The sequence below is a fragment of the Dickeya chrysanthemi NCPPB 402 genome (assembly GCF_000406105.1).
GTDB classification, from domain to species: domain Bacteria; phylum Pseudomonadota; class Gammaproteobacteria; order Enterobacterales; family Enterobacteriaceae; genus Dickeya; species Dickeya chrysanthemi.
The window spans coordinates 1,333,286-1,355,201 of sequence record NZ_CM001974.1; the positions used below are offsets into that span (position 1 = coordinate 1,333,286).

General features: G+C 58.1%; 12 protein-coding genes. 4 read left to right on the forward strand and 8 right to left on the reverse strand.

Going from position 1 to position 21,916, the window contains the following annotated elements; translation table 11 throughout:
- Positions 1-7,911, forward strand: a 7,911-nt coding sequence (locus tag DCH402_RS06120; RefSeq protein WP_040000341.1) for a non-ribosomal peptide synthetase, incomplete at its 5' end; no start/stop codon positions are given.
- 379 nt (positions 7,912-8,290) lie between these two features.
- Here the strand turns inward: DCH402_RS06120 and DCH402_RS06125 are convergent.
- The 3 genes from DCH402_RS06125 to fepD are packed head-to-tail and all read right to left on the reverse strand — an operon-like array spanning position 8,291 to position 11,195.
- Entirely contained in the window at positions 8,291-9,088 is a 798-nt protein-coding gene (locus DCH402_RS06125; protein WP_040000342.1) for an ABC transporter ATP-binding protein, read from the reverse strand.
- Positions 9,089-9,125: 37 nt separating this feature from the next.
- Positions 9,126-10,160 carry an iron-enterobactin ABC transporter permease gene (gene fepG / locus DCH402_RS06130; protein WP_040000343.1) on the reverse strand — a complete coding sequence of 345 codons (1,035 nt, stop codon included), beginning with the start codon at positions 10,158-10,160 and terminating at the stop codon, positions 9,126-9,128.
- 12 nt (positions 10,161-10,172) lie between these two features.
- Positions 10,173-11,195, reverse strand: coding sequence for a Fe(3+)-siderophore ABC transporter permease (gene fepD / locus DCH402_RS06135; RefSeq protein WP_050583268.1), 1,023 nt, complete (start codon positions 11,193-11,195; stop codon positions 10,173-10,175).
- Between the two features lie 265 nt (positions 11,196-11,460).
- Between fepD and entS the strand changes: the two genes are divergently transcribed.
- Positions 11,461-12,735 (forward strand): enterobactin transporter EntS, encoded by a 1,275-nt coding sequence (gene entS / locus DCH402_RS06140; RefSeq protein WP_040000345.1) that lies wholly within the window; start codon positions 11,461-11,463, stop codon positions 12,733-12,735.
- Positions 12,736-12,770: 35 nt separating this feature from the next.
- Here the strand turns inward: entS and fepB are convergent, their stop codons facing one another.
- On the reverse strand, positions 12,771-13,817 hold the full coding sequence (fepB, locus tag DCH402_RS06145; protein WP_040000346.1) for a Fe2+-enterobactin ABC transporter substrate-binding protein: 1,047 nt from the start codon (positions 13,815-13,817) through the stop codon (positions 12,771-12,773).
- A 413-nt stretch (positions 13,818-14,230) separates the two neighbouring features.
- On the opposite strand from fepB, the gene DCH402_RS06150 reads away from it, so the two are divergent.
- Entirely contained in the window at positions 14,231-16,087 is a 1,857-nt protein-coding gene (locus DCH402_RS06150; RefSeq protein WP_040000347.1) for an Svx/AvrXca family virulence/avirulence protein, read from the forward strand.
- Between the two features lie 195 nt (positions 16,088-16,282).
- Here the strand turns inward: DCH402_RS06150 and DCH402_RS06155 are convergent, their stop codons facing one another.
- Positions 16,283-17,092 carry a 5'-nucleotidase, lipoprotein e(P4) family gene (locus DCH402_RS06155; RefSeq protein ID WP_040000348.1) on the reverse strand — a complete coding sequence of 270 codons (810 nt, stop codon included), beginning with the start codon at positions 17,090-17,092 and terminating at the stop codon, positions 16,283-16,285.
- A 657-nt stretch (positions 17,093-17,749) separates the two neighbouring features.
- Between DCH402_RS06155 and DCH402_RS06160 the strand changes: the two genes are divergently transcribed.
- Positions 17,750-18,541, forward strand: coding sequence for an NPP1 family protein (locus DCH402_RS06160; protein ID WP_040000349.1), 792 nt, complete (start codon positions 17,750-17,752; stop codon positions 18,539-18,541).
- 435 nt (positions 18,542-18,976) lie between these two features.
- Here DCH402_RS06160 and DCH402_RS06165 read toward each other — a convergent pair whose 3' ends face one another.
- The 3 genes from DCH402_RS06165 to DCH402_RS06175 form a co-directional block, all read right to left on the reverse strand.
- Entirely contained in the window at positions 18,977-19,750 is a 774-nt protein-coding gene (locus tag DCH402_RS06165; protein WP_040000350.1) for a CatB-related O-acetyltransferase, read from the reverse strand.
- A 566-nt stretch (positions 19,751-20,316) separates the two neighbouring features.
- Positions 20,317-20,865 carry a hypothetical protein gene (locus DCH402_RS06170; protein ID WP_040000351.1) on the reverse strand — a complete coding sequence of 183 codons (549 nt, stop codon included), beginning with the start codon at positions 20,863-20,865 and terminating at the stop codon, positions 20,317-20,319.
- A gap of 226 nt (positions 20,866-21,091) precedes the next feature.
- Positions 21,092-21,886, reverse strand: coding sequence for a TIGR02642 family protein (locus DCH402_RS06175; RefSeq protein WP_040000352.1), 795 nt, complete (start codon positions 21,884-21,886; stop codon positions 21,092-21,094).
- Positions 21,887-21,916 lie beyond the last annotated feature (30 nt).

Sequence of the window (21,916 nt, forward strand, 5' to 3'; positions counted from 1 at the left end):
GACCACGCCGGCGAGTTGCCGACACCGGTATCGCTGGCGGCGGACGTGTGTACGCCGGCGCCGGCGGGAACCCGCACTTTGCAACAGCAGGTGACGCTGCCTGCTGCGCCGTTTGCCGCACTGGCGGAACAACGGTTTGGCGGTAAGGCGCAACCGGCCGAGATCGCCATGGCGGCGCTGACGGTGTACCTCTACCGTATGAGCGGCGAGTCGCGGTTGTCGGTGGGTTTTCCGTTTATGCGGCGGATGGGGTCGGCGGCGCTGTGCGCTTGCGGGCCGGTGGTCAACGTGTTGCCGTTGCAACTGACGCTACAGCCGGATATGACGCTGATTGACGCCACGCAGGCGCTGCTGGCGGAAATTAAGGCGGTACGCCGTCATCAACGCTATGAAGCGGAGCAGTTGCGGCGGGATTTGGGGCTGGTCGGCGGCAGTGAAGGCTTGTACGGACCGGTGATTAACTTCAAGGTCTACAACGCCGGGTTGACGCTGGGAAATACGCCGGTGACGACGCACGTGCTGGCGATGGGACCGGTGGATGATATGGAATTTACCCTCGGCGTGCAGGACGGCGAGCTGCAACTGGAGCTGGTCGCCAACCCGGCGCGTTATGATGAGCAGGTGTTGCAGGGACACGCGCAGCGTCTGCAACACCTGCTGGAACAACTGGTACGGCAACCGAGTCAGGCTATCGGCGCGCTGAACCTGCTCAGCGACAGCGAATGGCGGCATATCGACGGGTGGGGCAGCGGCCCGCGCCTGACGATACCGGCGACGTTGCGCTCGGTGCTGGATTGTTTGCAACAGCAGGTACAACAGCAGCCGGATGCGCTGGCCGTCGTCTGTGGTCGTGAACAGCTTAGTTACCGTGAATTGTCGGCGCGGGTGATGCAACTGACGCGCCGGTTGATGGCGCAAGGCATTGGCGCCGGCGATGTGGTGGCGATCGGCGTGCCGCGCTCGGTATCGTCGGTGGTGGCGATTTTCGGGGTGCTGGCCAGCGGTGCGGCTTACATGCCGCTGGATCTGGATTATCCGCGCGAGCGTCTGGCGTTGATGTGCGATGACGCGCGTCCGGCGCTGCTGTTGACCCACAGCGCGGTGCGTGCGCAGATGCCGGAGCTATCGCCGGTGTTGTGTCTGGACGACGCCGCCTTGCGGGCCGAATGCGCCCGGTTACCCGCCCACCCGGTGACGGATGCGGAACGGCGCGAACCGCTGTGCGGCGACCATCTGGCGTATATGATCTACACCTCTGGTTCTACCGGGAAGCCGAAAGGGGTGATGAGTACCCACGCCGGCTTGCTCAACCTGATGATGTCGCATTCAAGCTTCCTGTTCGGCCCGGCGATCGCCCGTTTCTCACAGCAACACGGCCGTCGCCTGCGCGCCGGGCACACCGCGTCATTCTCCTTCGATTCCTCCTGGGAACCGCTGTTTTGCATGATGATGGGCAGCGAGTTACACATTTTCGATGAAGAATTGCGTAAAGACGCCTGGGCGCTGGTGCAGCATTTTAACCAGACGCCCGTCGACTTGTTGGATATCACGCCATCGTTTTTCACCCAGATGATCGACAGTGGTCTGCTGGAGGCGGATAACCATCAGCCGGCCTTCATCATGATTGGCGGCGAAGCGGCCACGCCGCGGCTGTGGCAACTGATGCGCCAGCATCCGCAGATGGAAATTCATAATTATTACGGACCGTCGGAATACACCATCGATACGCTGGGCGCGCGGGTCACGGTAGCGGATCAACCGGTGATCGGCCAGCCGGTCGCCAATACCCGGGTCTGGCTGCTGGATAACCAATTGCGCCCGGTGCCGGTGGGCGTGCCCGGTGAGCTGTACATCGCCGGACCGGGATTGGCGCGCGGCTATCTGCGCCGCCCGGATCTGACCGCCACGCGCTTTGTCGCCTGTCCGTTCATGCCGGGCGCGGTGATGTACCGCACCGGCGACCTGATGCGCTGGCGTCACGACGGTCAACTGGCGTTTATCGGCCGCGTTGACCACCAAATCAAAGTACGGGGTTTCCGCGTCGAACTAGGCGAAGTGGAAAACGCGCTGGTGGCGCTGGCCGAGGTCAGCACCGCGGTGGTGATCGCCGAACCGCTCGGCGCGACGCATCGGCTGATTGGTTACTGCTCGGTGCCGGACGAGGCCGCCCGCGCACAACCGGATTGCGCCGCCCGCCTGCTGGCGCAACTGGCGGAACAATTGCCGGACTACATGATCCCGGCGGTATTGATGGTGATGGCGGAACTGCCGCTGACCGTCAACGGCAAGATTGACCGTCAGGCGCTGCCGAAACCGCAACAGGCCGCCGCGGTGGCCGGGCGTGAAGCCGCCACCGACCAGGAACGGCTGATTTGCCAGTCCATCGCCAGTTTGCTGAAACTGGATTCAGTCAGCGCGGAGGCGGATTTCTTTGCGCTGGGCGGCGACAGCATTTCCGCCATGGGGCTGGGCACGCTGTTGCGCCGCGCCGGCTGGCAACTGCGGCCGAAAACCATTTTCGCCGAACGCACGCCGGCGCGCATGGCGCAGGCAATGCAGCCGCTGGCGGCGGCATCCGGGCCGGCACGCACGGTACGGCATGGCGTGGTAGACGGCCTGCCTGTCGTGCACGGCTTCGACCGACTGGCGGGCATCAACCAACGGTTTGCGCACGGCGTTTTCCTGTCGGTGCCGGACGCGCTGCAACCGGCGCACCTGACACAAGCACTGACCGCACTGGCGCAGGCGCACCCGGCATTGACCGCGCTGACCCGCGACGGGCAACTGGTGATTGACGCCGCTTCGTCCACGATCGTATCCGTGCTTAGCGACACGCTGACGGCGCAGGAGCCGGTTGAGGCGGCGGCCGAACGGGCGTTTGAAGCGGCGGTGGCGCGCCTCGACCCGGCGGCAGGGCAGATGATGCAAGCGGTGCTGCTGCAACGCGACGGCCGCGCCTGTGGGCTGGTATGGGTTGTTCACCATCTGGTGGTGGACGGCGTATCGTGGCGCGTCCTGCTGCCGGAATTGCGTCAGGCGGCTGAGGCGGCGATGGCCGGTCAACCGGCCGTGTTGCCTGCCGAAGAGTGTTCGTTGGTCGACTGGTCCGCCAGTCTGAAAGGGCAGGTAGCGGCGCGCCGTGCCGAATTGCCGCTCTGGCAATCGGCGCTGGCGGCCCCGCTGCCGCAACTGGGGCAGCGACGTCTCGATCCGTCTCGTGATCAGGAGCAAACCCGACGGCTGTCACGCCGGGTACTGGATAACGGGCTGACCGATGCGGTGCTGACGACGTTGCCGGAACGCTATCAGGCGCGGGTGGACGAGATCCTGCTGGGGGCGCTGGTGCTGGCCTGTCACCGCCGCTTTGGCGTTCAGCCGTTACGGCTGGCGCTGGAATCTCACGGGCGTATCGACACGCCGGAGGGGCTGGATCTCGGGCGCACGGTCGGCTGGCTGACCGCCGAATACCCGGTGTGCATTGATGCGTCGGCCGTGGACGCTACGCCGTGGGCTATCCTGCGTTCGGTGAAAGGTGCGTTGCGGGCGGTGCCGGATCGCGGCGTCGGCTATGGCGTGCTGCGTTATCTGGATGCACAGAGCGCCGACGCGCTGGCGGCGCTGGAAGTGCACGCTCCTGAAATTCTATTCAATTATCTGGGGCGCTTCGACGCGGGCGAAGGGCCCTGGTTGCCGCGCCGCAGCGAGCGCTATTTCCGCGATGCCTTTGCCGTGGCGCAGGCACCGACGATACCGCTCAGCCACCCGCTGGATATCAATATTTTTGTCGATGAGCAAGGCGAACAACCGCAACTGGCTATCCACTGGGGATGGGCGCACGGGGTGTTCGACGCGGAGGATATCGATGCGCTACATCAGGGGATGATGCAGGCGATCGAGGCGTGGCGGGATCTGGCCGCTTATCCGCCGCTGTCCGATACGCTGGTATCCGCCGACGTGGCGCTGAGCGGTGTCGATGACCCGACGCTTGAGCGCTTGCGTCAACACTACGGGCCGCTGGCGGCGGTATTGCCGGTGCTGCCGCTACAGCAAGGATTGCTGTTTCACGCTCAACTGGCGCAAGCCGCCGGCAGTTATAACTCGCTGACCCGGCTGTCGCTGCGCGGCCCGCTGTCGGTCGCACAACTGAGTCAGGCGCTGGAAGCGGTGGTGCGTCACCATCCGCAACTGGCGGCGCGCTTCGATACCGAACAGACGTCGGCGCCGTTGCAGGTGTTGCCGGTACTGCGTGACGACTATAGCTACTGGCCGCTGGAGAACCTGACGTTACCGGCGATGTCGGCAGACGACGAAGCCGATGCCTTGCTGGCGCTGGAAAAAGCTGAACTGGCGCGTGACCTGTTCCATCAGCCGTCGTCGATGCTGCACGCGTTGCTGGTCAGCCACGCGGACGGGGAGCGGCACACGCTGTTTCTTAATGCGCATCATCTGGTGGTGGACGGCTGGTCGACCCCGGTGTGCCTGCGCGATTTGTTCACCGCATTGTATCAAGGCCGTAGCGCGCTGACGCCGCACGCGGTGCCGTATGCCGACATTATTCGCCAACTGGCAGCCCGCGATGCGCAGGCGTCACGTCAGCGCTGGCGCGACGTGCTGACGGATGCCCGCCCGACCCTGCTATTTGGTGACGGGCCGCATCATGGTGAGGTGCGAGAGCTGGAGTTACTGCCGGAACCGCAACTGGAACACGGCTTACTGGCGCTGTGTAAACAGTATGGCCTGACGCTCAATAGCGTAATGCAGGGCCTCTGGGGGATGCTGCTCAGCGCCAGCAGCGGGGCGGACGATGTGCTGTTCGGCTCGCCGGTGTCGGGTCGCTTCGGGCAGATTGACGGCATCAGCCAGCAGGTCGGGTTATTCAGCAATACGTTACCGGTGCGGGTACGGTTGGATGCCGCGCGGGCGCTGCCGCCGCAACTGGCCGAATTGCAGGCGCAACAAATCCAGTTGATTGAGCACGATGATGTCGGGTTGGGAGAAATCCAGCAACTGGCGGGGACCGGCACGCTGTTCGACACCCTGCTGGTGGTGGAGAACTACCCGGATGGCGATGAACTGAGTCAGCCAGGACAGGCGCTGCGCTGCGAGGCGGTCAACAATCGGGGTTACACCCACTATCCGCTGACGCTGCTGGTACTGCCCGGCAAACGGCTGCGGTTGTTGATGGAATACCGCGACGGCGTGACGCAGCCACAGCGGCTGGCGCAACGCCTGTTGCTGTTGCTGCAACAACTGGTGGCCAAGCCAGAGCGCCCGCTATCGGCCTGGAACCTGCAACTGCCGGAAGAACAGGCGTTGCTGGCGGCGGTCAACCGCACTGAACAGCCGGTGCCGCCGGGCACGTTGCATCAGGCGCTGGCGGCGCAGGCGCAGCGCACGCCGGAGTGCATCGCGCTGGTGGATTGCCGGCATCAACTGACTTACCGTCAGGTTCGACATCAAACCCGGCTACTGGCCGATCGGCTGATCGACGCCGGCGTGCGGCCCGGCGATATCGTGGCGGTGGCGTTGCCGCGCTCGGTGCGCCTCAGTCTGGCGCTGTATGCGATTCTGGAAGCGGGTGCCGCTTACCTGCCGCTGGATACCGGTTATCCGGATGAACGACTGGCGCTGATGGTGGAGGATGCGCAACCCCGGCTGATGATCACCGAAAGCAGTTTGCAGTCACGTTTTGCCGACATGGCGGATGTACTGCTGCTGGACACGTTGGCGGATGAACGCCAGTCGCCGCGTCACCCGTCGCCGCAGATCGCGGAACAATCGTCGCTGGTCGCGGAACAACAGGCGGCTTACGTGATTTACACCTCCGGCTCCACCGGCCGCCCGAAAGGGGTGGTGGTCGGCCATCAGGCCATCGTCAACCGCTTGTGGTGGATGCAACATCAATACCCGCTACAGGCGGATGACGTGGTGTTGCAGAAAACGCCGTGTAGCTTCGATGTTTCGGTGTGGGAGTTCTTCTGGCCGCTGATGGTCGGCGCCCGGCTGGTGATGGCACCGCCGGATGCGCACCGCGACCCGGAGGCACTAGTACAGTTGATCAACGACTACGCGGTGACCACCCTGCACTTTGTACCGTCGATGCTGGCGGCCTGGGTGAGCGCGCTGGAGACGCGCCCGCGTGCGGAGATCGGCTGCGGCAGTTTGCGGCGGGTATTCTGTAGCGGTGAAGCGTTGTCGCGCGAGTTGGCGCTGAATTATCAGGCGCTCATCGCGGCGCCGCTGCACAACCTGTACGGCCCGACCGAAGCGGCAGTAGATGTCACCTGGCAACCGGCATCCGGCGAGGCGTTGGAACGTTGTCAGTTGCCGGGCATCCCCATCGGCCTGCCGGTGTGGAACACCCAACTGCGCATTCTGGACGGCGCGCTGCGGCCGGTGCCGGTCGGCGTACCGGGCGATCTGTATCTGTGCGGCATCCAACTGGCGCAGGGGTATCTGCGTCGGCCGGATTTGACCGCCAGCCGTTTTGTGGCGGACCCGTTCGCCAGCGGTGAGCGCATGTACCGCACCGGCGACATCGCCCGCTGGCTGGAGGACGGCACGGTGGACTACCTCGGTCGCAGCGACGATCAGTTGAAAATCCGCGGGCAGCGTATCGAACTGGGCGAAATTGAGCAGGTGCTGCTGGCGCAGCCCGGCGTGGCGCAGGCGGTGGTCGGTGCGCGTGAGCTGGGCGGAAAATCAGCCCGACTACACGGTGCCGATGCCCGGCAACTGGTGACCTGGCTGGTGCCGCAGGCCGAGACCACGCTGGATATCGCCGCGTTACAACAGGCGCTGTCGCAACAACTGCCGGCCCATATGGTGCCGGTGAGTTACGTGCTGATGACGTCATTCCCGCTCAGCGCCAACGGCAAGCTGGATCGTAAGGCATTACCGGCGCCAGCCGGGCAGCAGGCCGCCGGACGCGCACCACAGACGGACAGCGAACGCACCATCGCCGCGTTGTTCGCCGAACTGCTGGCGTGCGAAACGGTATCGGCGGAGGACGATTTCTTCGCGCTGGGCGGTCATTCGTTGCTGGCGATGCGGCTGGCCGCCGAGATTCGCCGCCGGTTGCAGCGCTCGCTGACGGTGGGGCAGATCATGGCGGCGCGCAGCGTAGCCAGCATCGCTGCGCTGGTGGACGACGGAACCGACGGCAGTCACTCGGATGGCAATGGTGAAACGCTGCCGTTGCGTTCCGGCCGTGGACCGGTGTTGTTCTGCCTGCATCCGGCGTCGGGTTTTGCCTGGCAGTACGCGGGGTTGTTGCGTTATCTGGACGGGGATTACCCGATCGTCGGGTTGCAATCGCCGCGGCCGGACGGGGTGATCGCCCGCTGCGAATCGGTGGCTGACATGTGCGATCACCATCTGGCGACCATCCGACGTATTCAGCCGCAGGGGCCGTATTTCCTGCTGGGCTATTCGCTGGGGGGGACGCTGGCGCACGGTATTGCGGCGCGGTTGCAACAGGCGGGCGAAACGGTATCGTTCCTCGGCTTGCTGGATACCTACCCGCCGGAAGGGCAGGACTGGAGCGCCCCGGACGAAGCCGACGCCCGCGAGGAAGTGGCGCGCGAACAGGCCGGGTTTATGGCCGACACCCAGGCGGAGGACGATCTGCAATTACGGGCGGAACGGGCGGCGATGTTTAGCAATATCGTCGCCAACTATCAGGATGCGGTACGGTTGCTGTCATCGGCCCACTCGGGCCGTTACGACGGTGAAGCCACGCTGTTTGTGGCGACCCGAACCTTGCCGGCTGACATGGATGTCAACGCCACCTGGGCGCCGTATGTCGGCACACTGACGCAGTATCCGCAGCCTTGCGAACATGCGGATATTCTGTCGCCGGCATCGCTGGAAAACCTCGGGCCGTTGCTGAATAAACTGCTGCGCAGGTAATCAGAGAATGGCCGACGATAGTCGGCCAATCAGGCAGATGAAAAACTCGTTAAGTGTGAGGTTAAGCTTTTTCTGGCGTCAAAAACTGTGCTGAGGCAAGCGACTTCGCCGGATGCGCGGCAGGGAAGCCGCGCAAGCCCGTGCCGTGTTGGGAACACGTCACGGGCGGTCCGAATAGCGAAGGCGAACGCCGAGGGGACCGCGCCAGCGGCACAGTTTAGCCATCAGCCAGAGGTCAAGGAGAGGCGGCGTTGAGCCTCTCCTTGTCGTGCGTGCGATGATGTCGCAAAGGGATAACGGATGTCACCAAGCACGAAACCTCTCGCAACTCCAACATAAATCACCAATAACAAAACAACAGCGCTGTTTGTCAACAGCGTCAAGGCACCGGGTGATGGCGACCGCAGGGCACAATCAGCGGAGTGTGAGAAACCGGGTCGTCGATGATGACGCAGGCCATGCCGAACACATCTTGTACCAGTTCGGCGGTGACGATATCGGCGGGCGCGCCCTGCGCCATTACCGTACCGGCACGCATTACGATCAGGTGATCGGCGTAGCGGCAGGCTTGATTAAGGTCGTGCAGCACCGCGACCAATGTGCGGTCGTGCTGCTGGTTCAGTTCGCGGAACAGGTCCAGCAGGTCAATCTGATGGGCGATATCCAGCCAGGTAGTCGGTTCGTCCAGCAACAACAGCGGCGTTTGCTGCGCCAGCACCATCGCTATCCACACCCGCTGGCGTTGGCCGCCGGAAAGCGCATCCACGCTGCGTTCCGCCAGTTCGCTGACGTTGGTCGCCGCCATCGCTTGCGCCACCGCCGTTTGGTCGGCGTCGCTCCACTGGCGCAGCAGCGTCTGGTGCGGGTAGCGGCCGCGCGCCACCAGATCCATCACCGTGATGTTATCCGGCACAATGGCGTGCTGCGGCAACAGCCCCAGTTGCCGTGCCAGCGTTTTAGTCGGAATACGGTGGATGCTGGTGCCATCCAGCAAGACGTCGCCCGCCATCGGTTTTAGCAGGCGGCACAGCGCACGCAGCAGGGTGGATTTGCCGCAGGCGTTGGGGCCGATGATTACACTGAATTTTCCGGCCGGGATCGCCACGCTCAGATCCCGGGCGATAATGTTGTTGTCGTAGCCCAGCGTTAACTGCTCGGCGTGCAAAAGCTGTGTCATCCGAATCACTCTATTACAGGCAAATTAACGATACGGATTACCGACGCGCTTCACGGATCAGTAACCCGATGAGGTAAAGCCCGCCGATGCTGACCGTCACCGCGCCTACCGGTAATTGCCGGCCTGCAAACAGATGTTGCGCGACGATATCAGCGGTCAGCAGCAACAGCCCACCGACCAGCGCCGAGGCGCATAACGGCATAGTGCTGGCGCGAGCCAGGCGACGTGCAATCTGTGGTGCCGCCAGCGCGATAAAGGAAATCGGCCCGACGCAGGCAGTCACCACCGCAATCAATACGATACCGCACAGCATCAGTTGCAATCGGCTGCTTTCCGCGCTCACGCCCAACGCCCGCGCGCTGTCGTCGCCCATCTCCAGCAGTTGCAGGCGCCGTGCCAGCAGCAACGTCGCCAGCAGCGTCAACGGGATCAGCAACAAAGCGGGCGTGGCTTTGGTCCAGGTCATGCCGTTCAGCGATCCGACGCCCCACAGCGCGGCGGTCATCACCGTTTCCAGCGCGCCGGCGATCATCAGCCAGGTGTTGAACGCCGACAGCACCGCACTGACCGCAATACCGACGATGATCAACCGAAAGCCGCTGATGCCTCGCCGCCACGCCAGCAGATAAACCGCCAGCGCCGTCGCCAGGCCGCCCAGTACCGCACCGCCGGCAATCTGGTAATAGCTGCCGTGCAGCACAATGATAGTCACCAGCGCTCCGGTATACGCGCCGGTATTGAACCCGACCACGTCCGGGCTGCCCAGTGGGTTGCGGGTTAGCGACTGGAAAATGGCGCCGCTGACGCCGAGGCCCGCGCCTGACAGCAGCGCCATCACCGCCCGTGGGGCGCGCCATTGGGTGACGACGGTCACGGTGCCGGCATCGCCGTGGCCTGCCAGCGCCTGCCACACCATAGCGGCGGACAGCGGCAGGGTGCCGAGGCTCACCGCCAGCGTCAGCAATGCTGCGCCGCCCAGTAATAGCGCCAGGTTGACCCACAACGCGCGCAGCGGCAGACGGCCGCTGGCAACGTCGGCAGGCAGGCGCAGGAACAGGGTTCGGGTAGACATAGCAGGAGTTCCCTAAGAGTGACGTCGACGTACCAGCCAGATCAGGACCGGCGCGCCGATAAAGGCGGTGACGATGGAGACCCGCAGCTCACCCGGTACCAGCAATCGACCGATGATATCGGCGCCAAGCAGCAGTATCGGGGCGAACAGCAGCGAATAGATCAGGATCCAGCGCTGATCAGGACCGGCCCAGCCGCGTGCGATATGCGGGATCATCAGGCCGACAAACCCGATAGGGCCGGCCAGCGCGGTGGCGGAACCGCACAGCAGCATCACCGACAGCATGGCGATAACGCGAATCAATGCCACGCGGGTGCCGAGGGCGGTGGCGAGATCATCGCCCATGCTGAGCGTATTCAGCGAGCGGGCGGTGAAAAAAGCCAGCGCACAGCCCAGCAATACGGTGGGGGTCACCCAGGCGACATTGCTTAATGAGCGGATATCCAGCGTGCCGGCTTCCCATAAGCGCAGTTGATCAAACGCCAGCGGATTGAGCAACGACAGCGATGAAGTAAAACCAGACAACACGGCGCTCAGCGCCACGCCGGCCAGCGTCAGGCGGATCGGGTTGACCCGGCCGCCGCTCAGGGTGCCGATGACCCACACCATCAGGCCGGCCGCCAGTACGCCGAGCCAGGCGAAACCCAGCCACGAGGCCATACCGGTAATGCCGAAGACGCTGATACCGAGCACGATGGCGAAGCTGGCGCCGGCGTTGACGCCAAGGATGCCGGGGTCGGCCAGCGGGTTGCGGGTCAGCGCCTGCATCACCGCGCCGGCGGCGCCCAGTGCCATGCCCACCAGAATGCCGGCCAGAGTACGCGGTAGCCGCGCCTGTAAAACGATGGTGCTGTCCGGACCTTGCAACTGGCTGAACAGCGTGTGCCAGACCACGTCCGGCGCAATAGCGCGGGCGCCCAGCATCAGGCTGGCAAGAGAGATCAACGCCAGCAGCAGCAGGCAGGGGATCACACCGGCGATACGCCGACCAGTGACTAATGGCGGTAAGCGCGGTAAGCCGGTTGTCGCGATCATCTGACCGGAAATGACGGGTCTCACTGATAAGAATCGCTTTATTAAATAATGCATATGATTATTATTATCATTAATGTTGTGACGTGGCTAGGATAGCATAGGGACTTCGGCAAAGACATTGACCTGAAGCCGTATTGGCGCCATTTACCGTGCCGCCCTTGCCTCCACATTTTGGCTGACGAGTGGTCATCTCAGGCCGTTAATGGCGGCGGTGCCGCGGGACAAAACAGCATTTTCATTAAGAACAGGAAATAAACCAACGCTCATGGCTAAATCTTCTTTTTTTCTCGACTTCAGCTTGCTGAAGCAGAATGCGCATTTTCGCGCCATTTTTGTCGCCCGTATGTTGTCGGTATTTGCGCTCGGTATGTTGACCGTCGGTGTGCCGGTACAGATTCAGGCAATGACCGGCTCCACGTTGCAGGTTGGGATGGCGGTGGCGCTGGATGGCATCGGCATGTTTATCGGGCTGATGTTGGGCGGTGTGCTGGCGGACCGCTTCGATCGCCGTAAACTGATTCTGTTTGCCCGCGCGACCTGTGGGCTAGGGTTCGTGGCGCTGAGCCTGAATGCGTTTTCCGGTTCGCCGTCATTGCTGGCGCTTTACCTGCTAGCAGCCTGGGACGGCTTTTTTGGTGCGCTGGGTATGACTGCCCTGATGGCGGTGATCCCGTTGCTGGTCGGGCGGGAAAATTTGCCGGCTGCCGGCGCGTTGACCATGCTGACGGTGCGACTGGGAGCGATTTTGTCGCCGGCGCTGGGCGGGGTGATTATTGTTGCGGGCGGCGTGGGCTGGAACTTTGCGGTGGCCGCAGCAGGCACGCTGGCAACGTTGATCCCGCTGGTGCGGCTGCCGGCAATGAAACCGGCGCCGGGCAAACCGGAGCATCCATTACAGGCGCTGGTCGGTGGCGTTCGATTCGTTTGTGCGCACCCGGTGGTGGGTTGCGTGGTGCTGTTGGGGATGCTGGTAAGCGTGGTCGGGGCGATGCGGGTGCTATTTCCGGCGTTAGCAGGCGATGCGTACCATGCCGGGCCGTCGGCGGTGGGGTTGATGTATTCCGCCGTACCGCTGGGCGCCATGCTGGGGGCGTTCACCAGTGGTTGGGTATCGGGCGTGCAGCGGCCGGGACGCATCCTGCTGGGGTGTGCGACGGGCGCGTTTCTGGCGGTGGGGTCGCTGGGGGTATTCAGCCATTTGCTGCCTGCGCTGCTGGCGTTGGTTTGTTATGGCTATTTCAACGCGATCACCTCGTTGTTGCAGTTCACCTTGATCCAGAGTCATACGCCGGATCACCTGCTGGGGCGGGTCAATAGCCTGGGAACGGCGCAGGATGTCACTGGCGATTCCGTCGGGGCGCTGATTCTGGGGGTGATGGGCAAACTGCTGGCGCCTGCAAGCAGCATCCTGGTTTTTGGCGCGGCGGCGGCGTTGTTGGGCAGCGTGATGGCGTTGCTGGTGCGGCCGCTGCGCCAGTGCCGTTTCGGCGAACCGTCGCCGGATGAAGAGAAAACCGGCGACGCGATACAAGAGGGGTAAGCAGCACCGCAGCACCACGGTAATGATGCGATACCTCAGTGGGGCGTTGGCCGGCGAAAGCTCTGTTCTATACGGGTCAACAGGTTGCCGGCGCTGTAGTAATCAAGCCGGAAGGTATCCGGACCCATCGCCCAGATGCGGCGTTGTTTAACCGGTTCCAGATGGCTGAGGAATGGATTGGCGACGACCCGGTTAACGGTCTCGTCGTCATTGGCGAACAGGAGCAGTGACTGGCCATTAAGGCTGCCGGCCATGTTCTCGCCGGAGATCTGCAAAATATCTTGCCGTTTACCCATGCGGGTTTCCGTCGGCAGGTTGTCCGGCAGCGACGACAACTGGAAGCCGAGCTCGCTGAGCAGTTGCCCCTGCGCGGATGAGTGTGTCCACAGGTTGACGCCGCGGCCGTCTTCGTAATACACCAGTGCCGACACCGGCTGAGGCGGCAACTGAATAGCTTGCTTCACTGCCTGCACCCGTTGTTCGAAACGTTCAATCACCTGCCGGGCATCGGTTTCGCGACCGGTTGCCTGACCCAGATATTCCGCTAACTGCTGCCAGCTTTTATCACCATAATCCACCACCAGCGTCGGGGCGATGGCGGCAAGCTGTTCATACAGTTTCAGGGCGGAATCGCCGCCGGTGGCGGCTATGACGATCATATCCGGTGCGGCGGCGGCAATCGCTTCGGCGTTGGGTTCGGTTACATAGAGCGGGAGAATGCCGCGCGCTTTCGCCTCGGCGCCCCACTGGCGAAAGAACCCCTGTTCATCAGCCACGATGGTGTTGGGGCTGGTCGCGCCAGAGCCGATCAACGGCGCGTGGATCGCCAGCAGTGTGCCGCTGATGGTGACGCTGGTGGAAACGATGCGTTGAGGGGGATGGGCGAGCGTTACCGGCCCTTTTGGCGTTAGCAACGTGCGCGGCCAACCCTCGGCAGGGGCGGTTGACGTCTGCTGCGTCGAAGAAGCGCTGTTGTCGCAGCCGACCAGCAGCATTGCCAGTAACCCCAGCATCCACCCCATATAACGGTAGTTGTTATTTCCTGATAGCACGCCGGCGGCGCACCCGTCTGATCCCACCATACGATTACCTGTCGAGCATGAAAATAAGCAGCAAGGTTATCGATAATGCGTCTCACATACAATATGGTCAGGGGGAATCATGAGTTTGTGTTAATAATTATCGATGGCGGGAGTTATCAGCTAACCATGCTGATTTTTTGATGTTAGGCATTTTTATTGATTTATCAGTGGTAAGTATTCCATGTTTATATGATGTTTTGTCAATAATTGTAGAGTGGTCCGTATTGCTGTATTGAAAAGTGTAATAAAGTTTATAGGTTACTCTGTCAGTGAGTGACGATATTCAGTAGGTAAAACAGGTCATGAAGACCCTATAAGGCTGCCTTTGACGTCCTGTGTCAGGAGGTTTGCTTTCCTTTTCATAGGATCGTGAGAAGGCGTATTTATCATTATCATGCTTGGAAAAAGGACTTATGTCGCAGATAAGAAAGCATATTTCTCTGGGTCGCTGTCTGCTTGTAGCGGGCAGTTTACTGGCGGCGAATGCCGCTTATGCGGACGAAACCTGTGTGGCGGGTAACTGGCAGGTGAGTAATGTCAGTGATATGCCGGCCGCGCAGTATCAGACTGAACATTTTGCGTTTCGTTGGACTGGTAATCAGGTTAAACAGGCCGATGCCGTTGCCGCCGGCAAGCAACTGGAGTTGATTTGGGACAAGTTCATCAACCAGATCAAATTCCCGCAGCCATACTGCAATGCGACCGTTAAATACAAAGCGAATGTTCACATCGACCCGTCTTTCGGTCTGACCGGCGGGATTGCGGATGGCGGTACTATGGGGATGTGGATCGGCCCCGGTACGCTGCTTGACCATTGGGGACTGGCGCATGAATTCACCCATGCGTTGCAGGGACAGACCGGCAGCTTCCAGTCTTACGGTAATCAAAATTGGGTTGGCTGGATCTGGGAATCTCACGCCAACTGGATGACGCATCAACTGGACGAATACCGCGGCACCTCCGCGCATTGTTCCGACATGCTGGTGAACTATCCGCACCTGTATCTGGGGTCGACCCGCGATCGTTACTGTAACTGGCAGTTCATGGAACATCTGAAGAACCGCTATGGCTACAGCGCAGTGAACGACATCTGGGCCAAAGCGCCAAAAGCCGGCAGCGCCGAGCAAAACACCACCGATCCTATCAGCGTGCTGAAGAGCAACATGGGCTGGAGCCAGTCTGAACTGAATGATTTCTTCGGCGATTGGGCGATGCATAACGTCAACTGGGACTATACCGATCCTGACGGTTACGACCGCGGTAGTTTCTATCGCCGGACTTACGGTGGATATGGTGCGGTGACGCCGTCTCAGGATAATGCCGATCAATTACTGCGTACTACCGCATTAGAACCGGTCAGCGCCTCCGGCGTAAGACGTTTTGCTGTGCCGTTCGATCAGGCGCCGCAGCGTTGGGGCTACAACATTGTCCGCCTGATTCCGGACAGCGGCGCCACCAAAGTGACGGTCTCGTTCCAGGGCGTGGTACAAAGCGCGCCGGCGGTTAACAGCCTGCCGGGCCTGAAGAACGACCCGGTTGCTCTCGCCCAGCCGGATTCCGACTGGCGCTGGGGCCTGGTGGCGATCGACTCCGCCGGTAAGAGCCGCTACAGCGCGTTGCAACGCGGCGCGTCGGCCAAAATCAGCAACTTTGCGGTGAAATCGAGTGATAAAGGGTTGTATCTGGTGGTGATGGGCTCACCATCGCAAATGCACCAGGTCGCCTGGGATCAGGCCTATTATTCGCTGTACCGCTACCCGTGGACGGTGGACCTGACCAACGCCTGGGCGGAAGGTTCACAGCCGAACGCTCCGACGCCGACCGCCAATGGCCGTCGTCACAGCAACGGCGGCGGCTGGGTGGCGAATGGCGCGGAAGTGGCGTCGACCGCTTATGTCGGGCCGTACGCCCGTGTGATCGGCGGTAAGGTGCTGGATTATGCCCGTATCGAAGATCACGCCACCGTACTGAGCGGCACCGTTTCCGGCAATGCCCGCGTCAGCGGCCTGACGGTAGTGCAGGGCGACACGGTGATCAAGGATAACGCGCAGGTGAACACCGTGTTCAAAGGACCGGGCGCTTTCGAACCGGGCGTAGTGGTATCCGGCTCGGCACAATTGCGCGGCGATGCAGAAATTCGTGGCGTGTCTGCATCCAAGGGCGTGTTCTACGGCTTCATTGACGAAAATGAAGTGAAAGATAGCCAGGCCGGCGCCAACCTGACCGACGCCGTACCGGAAGTGACCGAACGTCCGGCTTACGCAAAGTAAGCCTCTGGGGTAAGCAAGGTATGGCATCGGGTGTCCGGTAACGTGGTTTGTAAGCAATGTCAGCGGATATGCCTGCTGTACTTCACGTCGCAAGACTCATTATGCGTCTCGTTTTGCAACTCGAGTTATTTAAGGTATAAACAACGGGGCGTTCGCCCCGTTGTTCTTGTCGTCAATATTGTTAGCCAGCAGGAATTATTGCCCGTTCCAGGCGCGGATCTGCTGGTCGCGTATTTGCAATTTTTGCCCTGGCGTCAGCGAGTTATAGTTGCTGCTGAGGCCGCTTTCCCAGTCGCCGTACAGCGGATTAGGCAATATGATGAACTGCGTGCCGAATTTCGCCTGATTATTGCTGACGAACGCCCGGCGCGCCGTATTGTCCTTATGATAGGTCGCTGCGCCGAAGTCGTTCAGGTTGTCTCCTACATACAGCACAATGTCGTTGCCCTGAGCGGCGATATCATCAAAGCGTGCCTGCTTGTTGCTGTTGCCTTTACTTAGCCATAGCGTCTGATCGTTCACGTCGGGAAAGCCGAGTTTGATCATGTTGTCGCGGGTATCGCCTGCTTCGATGATCAACCGGTTGGATACATAAAATACCTGTCCGCCATGGCTGTTGACGTAGCGGGTGAATTCCACCGCACCGGGCACGGCAAGTGCCTGGCGTGCATGAGACCAACGGTTCCAACTGATCAGGTTGAATGATTTATGTTCTTTGGCCTGCCAACCGCTGTAGGCACTGTTGTCCAGCATGGTTTCGTCAATGTCGACCACGACCACCTTTTTCTTGCCTGGTTTGACCGGTGCGGCGTCGAACGCTAGTCGTGCGGAGTTAAATGACTGATAACACAAGGCTTGATACTCGCCCGACTGTTGGAGCCAGTTCAGAGCCAGTACCGACTGGTTGGCGAGTCTTGTCTGGGCATCCTGAGACTGGGGAGTACTGCAGCCGGAGAGTACCAGCATCGCCATCAGGGCACCGGCGCTGAAAGTCAGCTTTTTCATGGAGTTTCCTTTTTTATGGCTGAGCAAGGTATGTGCGCCAAGCCGAAGAGGTCGTGCAGTAGCGATATAGAAGCAGGAATATATCGGGGAGTAAATATACCGGTCTTATTTGTACGCACTTTTTTAATAACTGTCACGAATCAGTGTACAGACAGTAATGACGGGAATCGTAACGAAAACGTATTGAATGCGGTGGTTGCAACATACTGAAATGGCAGCGGCTATTAGAAAATATATCCCAAATAATTCGAGGTGCAGGACAACACGCATTATTTAGGGTATATATCCTAAATAGTTCGAATTGCAGAACAAGACTCATCATGAGTGTTGTAACGCTGCCGGCGGCGGCCCGTAAGGCGAGGCCCATTGATGGGCCGAGTAAGAAAGCTAATGCATCTGCAATTTGAAATATAACAGATATATACCCAAAATAATTCGAGTTGCAGGAAGGCGGCAATCGAGCGAATCCCCAGGAGCTTACACAAGTAAGTGACTGGGGTGAGCGAGGGCAGCTAACGCACCTGCAACTTGAAGTATGAAGGGTATAAAATGGGGATGTGATTATTGCGGTAATTAATATTAATCACCTCTCTTTATTTTGCTTTTTAAAAACACTGACAGGCATGACGCCTAAGTAAAAAAGAAACAGGAGATGATATGTTTTTAAAGAAGACAGCTGTTCTGGCAACATTCCCCCTCTGGATTGCGTTTGCGGCTCACGCCGATGACTTTGATAAACTGGATCAGGCGTTGCCTTCCGGCGTGAATGCCGCGTCGATTGCGCCGGTATTCGATTTTGATACGGATGGTTGCCTGCCCAGTGCAGGGATTAGCCGTAGTGGCCAGCAGAACGGTGGCCTGAAGCCGACCGGCAGCCTGACCGGCGGCTGCCGATGGACCACGTTTTTGGATAAGTCCAATACCTTGCACCGTTACGCCTGCGTCAATAACGGCGGTAATCGTTATTGCGGGCATTTTTATGCGCTCTATTTCCTGAAAGATCAGATTACGGCCGGTATTAATAGCGGTCATCGTCACGACTGGGAATATGCGGCGGTCTGGACCAAAAACGGTACCGTCACACATGGTAGCTACAGCGCTCACGGTAAGCTGACGACCGCTGCCGCGTCCAGTCTTGATAAGCAAAATGGTCACCTGAAGTTTGTGTACCACAAAGACGGTGCGCTGACCCACGCGTTCCGTTTTGCCCAGTCAGGCGAGCAGGCGGAAAACCCGTACAACACCTTTGTCACGCCGGATATTGTCAGTTGGTATTCGGTGCATGGTGACGGCGTCAGCAATCAGAATATGCGTAACAAAATGAATACGTTCAATTATGAGTCGGCCGATATTCCGATGAAGGACGGGAACTTTCTGTCTAACCTGAACAACGGTAAACCGGGCGATTATCCGACCTTCACGCAAGCCAGCGTGGACAGTTCTAAATAATCCTCAGGCCGGGCCACCTGGCCCGGCTGTTTCATCAATCGAAGAGTAGATACTGAGATTACTTAAGGTGAGATAATTTCAATCCATTAAAGTAATGATATGCGTTAGCTTTTTTCAATTGAAATGGAAATGGTATTTTCGGCATCATGTTGTTTTATACCCATTGGTCATCTCCATTTTTTTGAAATCCTATACTCTCAATATAATGAATCAAGGCTGATTTTTTCTCGGAAGTGGCGTTAAAGAAAAACACTTCGTTAATCATGGGTTTTGTTCCATCTGGCGAGTCGTAGAAAATCTTATATTGGTCCTATCCGCATAATGTGGGCACGACCTTAAGAGAGGTTATAGTTTTCAATCTGTTCCGGGCTATTGCCAACAATTAATACACGCTCGGCGAGAGTGCCGAGCGCGAGGGGCATTATATGATTGACGTCACTTTAACGACATTATTGCATCTGATATGTTTATCTTACGTATCATCGCTTTTTTTATACTTCCAGAGGAAACTCCATCATGGAATTTTTCCAAGAATAAACTTATGTCATCTGTTTTTGGTAAGTCGGAATACTCATAGTCCCACCATTTTGAATTAATAAGATTATCTATTTTTTCTTGAGTGAATCTATATTTAATAACTCGTGCCGGAACGCCGGCGACTATAGCATATGGAGGGACATCCTTTGTAACAACGGCGTTGGCAGCAATAACCGCACCATCAGAAATAACTATCCCGCCTTTTAGCACTGCTCCCTCACCAATCCATACATCATTTCCTATGACTGGTGAAGGTAGTACTTCATTAAAATATATACTGGCCGTCTCGCCCAACCCCGTAATTGATCTGGCGGAAAAATCTTCTCTATATGTAATTGGGCTGGTTGTAAACCAATTTATTGGATGCTGGCTACCCATTATTTTTACATTTTTTGCAATACTGCAGTATCGCCCAATGGTTATATCATTGGGTAAAGGGCTGCAGGAATACGAATATGCACCCACGGAGCAAAAGCCACCGACAGGCATTGTTGAGTAGGTTTCAGCAAAAATATCACAACTGATTGAAAACTTCTTGCCTCTACTCATCCTTAATATGCTTCTTTTTTTATAAACCCCTTTTGTCTTTAATATGTGTTTTAAGAATATTTTTTCTGAAATAAAAAAATCCTCAATCCTTTTATTCCATCTGAATGTTATTGGGTAGTTCATGCCGGTATCCGTGCCATAAAGCAACTATCATAGCATAATAGAATTACCAGCATGAATGGTGTTTTACTGCATGATTTTAAAGGCTATTTTTCAATTTCTGAGAGTCTGCGAGATAATGAACGAGTTGCTTCTCCCAATGACTACCCTGGCACTCAGTAAGTTAGAGATGCGGTAGCTAACGGCCGCGGCGGTAACGTGAATAAAGGAAAGATCTCAATGTTGTCGATTGGTAAAGACAGCCCATTGCCGTCATTGAGGGTATAGGGTTTATTCTGGGTTTTGGTTGGATGGAGTAGGACCGTGATTTTCTCTTTTATTTGTTTTTAAAGGATTTTTAGCCTTGCTGAGAAGGTGTGAGACGGGTCGATGGCCCCGACAGGAGTGAAACTAAATTTATATTTGTTTGATTTTAATGATTTTATTTTTGTTTTGTTTTAATGGATACCCCCAAAAATACCCCCGCATGGTTTTGTGTGAATTGCTTTTGACTGTTTTTTGTTCGCTTGCAAATCAAAAAAAGATTGGCTCTGTAACAAAATAACTCCCCCAAACAGAAAACCAACACATCACTTGCGCTTTCCATGTACTAAATTCTGTCGGGCTTCCCAGCACTTCATCCTGAGCCGGATCAGTTCCAGATATTTCCGGCGGAACGTATCACCGCGCATACCTGCGGGTTTTGGAAGTCTGGACATGTTAAACCCCACCCGAGCGATCTGATTCCAGTAATCCGGGCACAGTTCCAGCTTTGCCATATTTTCCATGCGTACCAACCGCCTCCAGCGTTTTAGCTGGCTTTCGCTTTGGCTGGCATAACAAAGGCCGGAGCACGTCCGGCAGGTGAGAATATCCGAATCAACGTACAGCTTGGTCGCACGTTTTCCGCATTGGGGGCATTGATACCAATAGCGTGTGCCGTAACTCACTTGTGTGGTGACAAGAGACAGGGAAAAAGTGTTTCCGTTGAGGGTAACAGTAAAACCGTCATCACACCGTGTGAAGGTTGCGTGGATGATGGGTATGTGAAGGTTAACGGAAACGTTTTTCAGGAGGGTGAGGGCATCCAGCCCAATGGAAGGAAGTGATGTGGTGTAACGCCGTGTTCGATTGCGCAATTTTCCCCCGTGATCAATACGAAAAGATCTGCGAACGCCTGCGCAACTGCGAATTGCACATAATGGATAAGATCAGGCACAGCAAGGGATAGAGGCTGTTTGCGAAGTCCGGTGCGCTCCGTTTTTGCGAATTGCGCAGTGCTGCGAATTGCGCAATTTTTTGCGCAGTGCTGCGAATTGCGCAATTTTTTGCGCAGTGCTGCGAATTGCGCAATTTTTTGCGCAGTTACACCTGTGCGTTTTCTTCCTGTCTGACTTTCCGTTTTAACTGTTCGATAGCCTGGTGATATTCCACATCCAGCCAGTGAAGGCAGTTATTGACCAACGGCACATAGTCCACCAGCCATCTTGCCTCATCAATTTTTATGCCGGCTAAAGACAGCGATTTCCTGATATCGTCGGTTGTGGATACCAAGCGGCCGACACCATCACATTCAAGGCATTGACTGCCTGGCCTTTTGGTTTGTTCGCCTGAACCTTTGCAGCATGGGCATATATCGCTATTACCGGCTTCCTGTTCTGACCACTGCCGGAGTGAGGCTTTCTCTAACGCTATCTGGTTGTTGAGCGTGGCGGCGCGTTCCTGCGCTATCTTGCTGCTGGTTTTGTTCTCAAGGCGTTTTTTCTCTGCATTGAGGATGCCGATCAGGTTCTTGGTGCGAACTGCTTTAGCGCCATAGCGGCGTAGCAAGCTGGCACGTCTGGCGAGTTGTGGGGGCAATGGACGGCAGACTGCCAGATTAATAGCCAGCAGACAGACCGCTACCGCATGATCCGGTATGTTCCGTTGTGAAGGGACCCACTCTTTAACCGCAACTTGCAATCTGTCGCCGGCAGGGGGATCTGATTTATATCTCAGCATGAGCAAGTCATAGCCTACCGGGTGGTGTTTGCTGGCGGTGGATAACGCCCCCAGATACTGATCACGGCCTATTTTCCCGCTACCACGGCAGGATGAGGTAAATGCGCCGGCGCTTCTGGCTTCGTGTAAACGTAAAGTGTGTTCAATTATGCTGGTCATAGATTCCTGCTGATATTGGTTTATAAGGGG

Excerpts from the sequence above, each read along its gene's own strand:
- DCH402_RS06125 (WP_040000342.1), bottom strand. The coding sequence starts at position 9,088 with ATGACACAGCTTTTGCACGCCGAGCAGTTAACGCTGGGCTACGACAAC.
- fepG (WP_040000343.1), bottom strand. The coding sequence starts at position 10,160 with ATGTCTACCCGAACCCTGTTCCTGCGCCTGCCTGCCGACGTTGCCAGC.
- fepD (WP_050583268.1), bottom strand. The coding sequence starts at position 11,195 with ATGATCGCGACAACCGGCTTACCGCGCTTACCGCCATTAGTCACTGGT.
- entS (WP_040000345.1), top strand. The coding sequence starts at position 11,461 with ATGGCTAAATCTTCTTTTTTTCTCGACTTCAGCTTGCTGAAGCAGAAT.
- fepB (WP_040000346.1), bottom strand. The coding sequence starts at position 13,817 with ATGGTGGGATCAGACGGGTGCGCCGCCGGCGTGCTATCAGGAAATAAC.
- DCH402_RS06150 (WP_040000347.1), top strand. The coding sequence starts at position 14,231 with ATGTCGCAGATAAGAAAGCATATTTCTCTGGGTCGCTGTCTGCTTGTA.
- DCH402_RS06155 (WP_040000348.1), bottom strand. The coding sequence starts at position 17,092 with ATGAAAAAGCTGACTTTCAGCGCCGGTGCCCTGATGGCGATGCTGGTA.
- DCH402_RS06160 (WP_040000349.1), top strand. The coding sequence starts at position 17,750 with ATGTTTTTAAAGAAGACAGCTGTTCTGGCAACATTCCCCCTCTGGATT.
- DCH402_RS06165 (WP_040000350.1), bottom strand. The coding sequence starts at position 19,750 with ATGAACTACCCAATAACATTCAGATGGAATAAAAGGATTGAGGATTTT.
- DCH402_RS06175 (WP_040000352.1), bottom strand. The coding sequence starts at position 21,886 with ATGACCAGCATAATTGAACACACTTTACGTTTACACGAAGCCAGAAGC.